Origin of the sequence: Ruminococcus bromii, assembly GCF_002834225.1 — a bacterium.
GTDB lineage: Bacteria > Bacillota > Clostridia > Oscillospirales > Acutalibacteraceae > Ruminococcoides > Ruminococcoides bromii.
On record NZ_NNSR01000029.1, the window covers coordinates 21836 to 27925 of the forward strand.

General features: G+C 35.3%; 6 protein-coding genes. 1 reads left to right on the forward strand and 5 read right to left on the reverse strand.

All coding sequences use genetic code 11. The features are described from left to right. Positions 1–128 precede the first annotated feature (128 nt). Complete coding sequence (locus RBATCC27255_RS02855) at positions 129–1067, forward strand: tyrosine-type recombinase/integrase (protein ID WP_101028649.1); 939 nt, start codon at positions 129–131, stop codon at positions 1065–1067. A gap of 46 nt (positions 1068–1113) precedes the next feature. Here RBATCC27255_RS02855 and RBATCC27255_RS02860 read toward each other — a convergent pair whose 3' ends face one another. The 5 genes from RBATCC27255_RS02860 to RBATCC27255_RS02885 form a co-directional block, all read right to left on the reverse strand. Next, the gene (locus RBATCC27255_RS02860; protein ID WP_101028650.1) at positions 1114–1977 is read right to left on the reverse strand and encodes a BRO family protein; all 864 of its coding nucleotides are present in this window, start codon (positions 1975–1977) and stop codon (positions 1114–1116) included. Positions 1978–2045: 68 nt separating this feature from the next. Next, positions 2046–3608, reverse strand: coding sequence for a recombinase family protein (locus RBATCC27255_RS02865; RefSeq protein WP_101028651.1), 1563 nt, complete (start codon positions 3606–3608; stop codon positions 2046–2048). A 289-nt stretch (positions 3609–3897) separates the two neighbouring features. Continuing rightward, positions 3898–4026 carry a DUF3789 domain-containing protein gene (locus RBATCC27255_RS02875; RefSeq protein WP_101028653.1) on the reverse strand — a complete coding sequence of 43 codons (129 nt, stop codon included), beginning with the start codon at positions 4024–4026 and terminating at the stop codon, positions 3898–3900. 525 nt (positions 4027–4551) lie between these two features. Further along, complete coding sequence (locus tag RBATCC27255_RS02880; protein WP_101028654.1) at positions 4552–5025, reverse strand: RNA polymerase sigma factor; 474 nt, start codon at positions 5023–5025, stop codon at positions 4552–4554. 196 nt (positions 5026–5221) lie between these two features. Next, positions 5222–6090: leucine-rich repeat domain-containing protein (locus RBATCC27255_RS02885; protein WP_101028655.1), on the reverse strand; the 869-nt coding region annotated here is incomplete at its 5' end.

The window sequence follows — 6090 nt, forward strand, 5'->3', positions numbered from 1 at the left end:
TTGCATAATAGAATCTTGTTCACTGCTTTATAAACATACTTTTATGCAAAATAAATCTAGGCATTTGAATAGACTTTCTTTGTTTTCTATTGCATAATAATTTTATTAAATATAAGGAGCTATATGCGATGGAAATAAAAAATGTACAAGCAAATAATCTAACAACTGATTATCTAAACTTTTGCCTTTCAAGAAAAAATCTCGATCAAAAAACGATAAAATCATACACCATTGATTTAAGGCAGTATTTTGAATTCACTATGGAATCTGCTATTGAATGGACAAACAAAAAATCCATTGAGCAATACATTGATTTACTGCATTGCAAGTACAAACCTAAGAGTGTTAAACGAAAAATCGCTTCGCTAAAAGCATTTTTTCACTATCTTGAAATTGAGGAACTTATTGATATTAACCCTTTTCATAAGATACAAATCAAGTATAAAGAACCCTTTATTCTCCCAAAAACTATTCCCATAAATAATATTGAGCAAATTATTAGGTTTGCTTATCTACAACTTACCAAAGCTAAAACTGACTATACTAAGAAAGTTGCTCTGCGGAATGCACTCATACTTGAGTTACTGTTTGCCACCGGAATGAGGATTTCAGAATTATGCACACTCACGACTGAACAAATTGATTTTAATGATTACATAATCAAAATTTACGGAAAGGGCTCAAAAGAACGCCTGATTCAAATCTGCAATCAAAATGTTCAGGAGTTGCTCAAAAAGTATATTCAATCATTTAAATTTGAAATAGCAAACAACAAATTTTTCTTTATAAATAGACTCGGCAACCGTCTATCTGAACAATCTGTTCGTAATATGATTACCAACTATGCAATCGGTGCAGAAGTGCCGCTGCACATTACTCCGCATATGTTTCGTCACTCTTTTGCAACTCTACTGCTTGAAGAAGATGTTGACATACGCTATATTCAACAAATGCTGGGTCACAGCTCCATTACCACAACGCAGATTTACACGCATACGAGTATCAACAAACAGAAGAATATTCTGTCTTCCAAACATCCGAGGAATAAACTTGAAATTGGGATATAATAAAAGCCTTGCGGGATTTTTTAACTCACAAGGCAATCAGAATACTTTATTCACTTTTATCAAAATCATTTTCTATTACATCGGAAATGAGATTTGAAAAATCGACGGCATTTTTTGAAGTAATCACGGGTTTTCCTGTTCTTTCCTCGATATCTTTTCGTGCATTTCCGGCGACTTCTCCGCCCTCTTTTGCAACACTTCTGTTTTCAGAAAAAGATTGAGGATTTTTCTCTTTGGAAATCTCAGTTGTGGTAGCTTCTGCCAACATATTCAGTACCAACTCAAGCGTACTCATATTATCTCTCAGGTTTTCCTTTTTCAATCCTTTGAGATTTTTATACTGGCGGGTTGTCATTCCTGACCACGCTTTTGTAATTTCATCAGTCAGAATTGCATATTCTACACCCTGCTTTACACCACGAGAATCCCATTCATCAGTAAGCTCTTTTCTCACCTGTATAGCCTGAAGTCTTTGATTTATCCACTCTCTGCTATATCCTTTTTTCAGGTATGTTTCAAGAGCTCTCTCTATGGTAAGTTCGGGATCAATAGTTTCATCTATTCTTTCTCTGCCAACTTCTGCAAGCCACATTTTAAATGGTTCTGCTTTTGGTGACGGAATAGATTGAATTATTCTCAAAAGTTGCTCTGTATTTGCAACATCTGTTTTGTAATTTTTACCATCCTTAGGAGATTGCATTTTCAGTTGTACGATATTTTCGTACAACTGGTTTGCTCCTTCAGCTTTAAGCTTTCGCTTAAGATCGCTCCAGTAACGACGAGGTTCGTTACTGTCAGTCAGAACTGAAATTACATCAACTATGGAAAAATACCATTCTTCTTCCGACTCATTCCACGCAGTACGAATCTTTTTATCTTCAAAAATTTGTATCTTATTTTCTTCGCTCATATATATCACCCACTTCTAAGCTGAAAATATTATAGCAGAATAAATTTGTAAATTCAATCTATTAGGCTTTATAGAGATAAGAATTGTTCATAATTAAGGTCGAATATAATCTCTAATTCATAACCTCGTGCGACTTTAACCTCTTTGATAAGCTGACAAGCTATCATTTTCTTCTGTTCCATTGTGGAGTTATCAAACTCATCAGCCCAAGTTCTGAATTGTGAGTAATAAAAATCAAGCTTACCCATCGCATTTTGCTGATTGGCAAGCTTGAACTTTATATCATTTAATTCAGTTTCTTTTTTATGGAGTAAATCGTTTGTATTATCAATAGAGGTTGATAAAATATCGGGAGTGAAGCGACTTTCGCCGAGTAAAGAGCGTCCTATTTCGGCAGATAATTCAACTACCTGCCTTTTCAGCTTTTCAATTTCTTTCTCAAGCTTTGTCTGCTTCCTCCTATGCTCCGATATTTCGGATTTGTAGCGTTTTTCCAGTGCTATATCTTTTGGTGTTGATTTGATTTTAGCGAGATAATCTCTCAATGTTGCAAGTACAGCACCGTCAATTCTGTGCGCTACATAAGCCGACTGCCCGTCACATGCACCTCTTTTCATCGCTTTGTTCGTACAGATATACCTCTGTCTGCGAACTCTGTACTGACTGCCGTCTGCCCTGTCGTATCGGTCGATATAGCTTGTTGATACCATCTTCTGACCGCAATGAGCGCAATAGATATTTCCGGAAAGTAATGTACTGCCTTTTGTAGTTCTTGCAATTTGTTTCTTCTCTTCATTTTTGTTAGAACGCTGACTTAATATAAATTGTGCTTGTTCATATACATTTTCATCAATGATGTGAAGTCTTTCTATGTATGGGGATTCAACACCGCCTGATATCATATAACCGCAATATAGTTTATTTTTTAGAATACGATTTACTGTGTTGCATTGAAATTTACTGTTGTTATGAGTTCGTATACCGTGACTGTTAAGATAATCAGCCATGCGATATGAACCATACCCCTCTTTAACAGTCATATTAAATATCATTTTGACAATTGTAGCTTCATCGTCATCAACGACTATGTCCATAAGTTCTTTTCCCTTTTTATTGACTTCACCGCTTTTTATAAGTTTGTAACCGAATGGTGCAACACCTCCGGTAAATTTGCCGTCTAACGTCATTTGGTTAAGGCGAGTTTTAACACGTGCTGACGTTTTCTGACTCTCACCGTTGGCTTGCCAAAATCGTATGTAATTCATAAGCTTGTCCACATGATTATCCATACGCTGTTCGCCCTCATTAACGCTCCAGATCTCTATACCATGTTTGATAAACCATTCGACGACAAATGGGGTTTCGTCATCAATTCTGCCTATTCTGTCAAACATAAAGACAAGGAGTACATCAAATTCTTTCTTTTCTGCGGCGGCTTTTAAATCCTGAATAGCATCTCGGTCACTTGCCGAAACCTTGAATCCCGACACACCTTTTTCCTGAAACTCTTTCAGAATGGTCCAGCCGTTGCGTTCTGCAAATTCTCTGCACGAGGTTTTCTGCATTGGAATATCATCTTTATCAACCTGACCTTTGGTTGATACTCTGTACAAGCAGTATACTCTTTTCATTTTATCACCCTTTCATACGATTTTTGCAAACCAACAATACTACATAATTTCTATAATATCCAGCGAAATCTGAAAATGAACTTAAAGAAATTCAGCATCCAATCTGTGCGTTCATTCTGTTCTCAAATGTATCCAAAAGGTTTTCCAGAACATTTCTTTCAACCAGTAAGTTTCTGTTTTTAGAAAAGCAGATTGTGACCTTGCAGTCGTTTATAACAGATTCTATTCTGTGTTCTAAATCAATGTTATTTTCATTTATATAGTTTTCGTTCAAATTATCACCTGTTCCTTATTTTTTGTTTTTATCATTTATATGATCTTTCATCTGCTCATCAGCTTTTGCCGCTGCATTGCACAGGCACATAACGCAAACGCCGATAAAAGCACCGACAAAAAGACCAATCATAAATCTTAACATTTTAACACCTTCTTTCAGTAATTTCCTTCTAAGTACCCCGACAGCAGAAAATTTAAAATCTTCTGCTGCCGGGATAATATCAATCGTTTTGGATAGCTCTAATTTTCACGCTATCCTATTGTCGCTATTTATCCTCGATGCCCTGCGACAAGGAACACATCAGACGGTCATGCATTTGACCTCATTGGAATTTCACCACTGTGAGGATCTCCCACAGCCGCCATCTTTGGTTACGACGGTTTTATCACGCTCGACTTTTGACTTGACGGAAGTATCATTATCCCCTCTGCCTGTCATCGCCGTCATTGAATTTGCCTTTCAATGTCTGAGTCCTAAAGATATATAAAATATGTTCGCTCATGTGGCTTGTCCGTACCGAACAGCAGAAGGAAAGTATCTGATGTGCTGATATTTTATTTTCAAAGAACAATGCCTGCTCTATTTTTGGCGAGTATAGAAAACAGGTGAAAGAGAATTAACCCTTTCACCTGTTTCCTCACTTAAAAGCTAAAACACACCCCTATTTTATAAATTTTTTAAAATATTTTTTATTTTTGATACTGCACGATACACCGATCTTTGCACACATTGATAAGTACAGCCTTCTTCAAGTGCTATTTCATCAAAAGTTTTTTCTTCAAAATAATACTTGTTCAGCCTGCGTTTCTGCACCTCGGGTAATTTGCTTATTGCCATATGCAAATTTTCTGTAACCTGAACATTTTCAAAGTATTCTTCTAACGACCATTCCCTTGAATCTTTCTTTTTATGCAAAGTATGTTCATATACTTCGGAGTGTTCCAAATGTCTGTCGTACTCATTCATTTTGGAAACATCTTCAAGTTCAAATTTGTTAAAGCTTTCAAACACTTCCTGTGATATCTCTATCTTTTGAAATTTATTGTTTGAGTCAATAAAAGAAACATAGTATCTTTCATTTTCCTTGTGTAATGTATATGGATTGTACTTATCTTTTCTTCTTTTCGGACGTCTGTCCATTAATTTTTCCTCCAATCAGTCTGATTTTTTAATTCAGGTCGATTGGGGGACTTCTGTTTCTACAAATCATAATTGCCCTTTCTGCTTTCAACGCAAAAGGGCAAAAAATAATGCCGACAGGTAATAGCATTAAAAGCTATAACTTGTCGGCATTTAAATTCTAAAATTTGACTTTATTTAATCTCCGCAAATATAATCAGTCAACTATGTTATTCAATTCTTCAAAAGGTATATTGTGTTCATTTGCATATTGTTCTGCATATGAGCCTTTTATTCCATAGATTGTGAGCTTATCACAACCTTCAAAGGCATTATCCGCAATATCTTCTGCCTTATCGTAAATGATAATTTTCTCCAGCAAGGTGCAGTTTTCAAAAGCACCCCATTCAATGCTCTTAATATTTTTAGACAAAACTAACTGTTTTAAGGATATGCAATTACTAAATGTATATCGTTGTATTGCAGTAATATTATCGGGAATATTTATACTTTTTAGTGATGTGCAACCGGAAAAAGCACCGTATGCTATACCACGATCAGCAATATTATCCGGAATTACAAGCGTTTCTAATGAAGAACAGCCTGAAAATGATAAACTTTCAATTTCTTTTACATCACCATTAAAATTAACATTTTTCAGACTTTCACAATTCGTAAAAGAGAATTGTTTTATAGTACTTGGGAGTTGTATGCTTTCTAATGAAATACAATGGTCAAAACATCTGTTAAATATATACTCTATCCCTTCAGAAACAACAATCTCTTTTACTATATCGTTATCCTCAAACATTCCTTTCCTTTCTGCTCCCCACAAATTGTATCCTGTAACATATCCGCCTAAAGCATTTACTTTATGGAAAAATATTGTTGAAGGAATTACAACTTTCTCTGACGGGTAGTTTATCTTTACAATTGTTGCTGATTTATTTGTATATCCATCGGTTTCATATGTGTACCCAAACCACCAATGTTCACTTGAACAGCTTTGCAGCAATATAAGTATCGCTATCACTACGCACAATATCCCGATAGGTAGTTTATATTTTTTTATTTTTTTCATCATAT

Bases quoted from the DNA above. Each gene is read 5' to 3' on its own strand.
- RBATCC27255_RS02855 (WP_101028649.1), top strand. From the start codon at position 129: ATGGAAATAAAAAATGTACAAGCAAATAATCTAACAACTGATTATCTA.
- RBATCC27255_RS02865 (WP_101028651.1), bottom strand. From the start codon at position 3,608: ATGAAAAGAGTATACTGCTTGTACAGAGTATCAACCAAAGGTCAGGTT.
- RBATCC27255_RS02860 (WP_101028650.1), bottom strand. From the start codon at position 1,977: ATGAGCGAAGAAAATAAGATACAAATTTTTGAAGATAAAAAGATTCGT.
- RBATCC27255_RS02880 (WP_101028654.1), bottom strand. From the start codon at position 5,025: ATGGACAGACGTCCGAAAAGAAGAAAAGATAAGTACAATCCATATACA.
- RBATCC27255_RS02875 (WP_101028653.1), bottom strand. From the start codon at position 4,026: ATGTTAAGATTTATGATTGGTCTTTTTGTCGGTGCTTTTATCGGCGTT.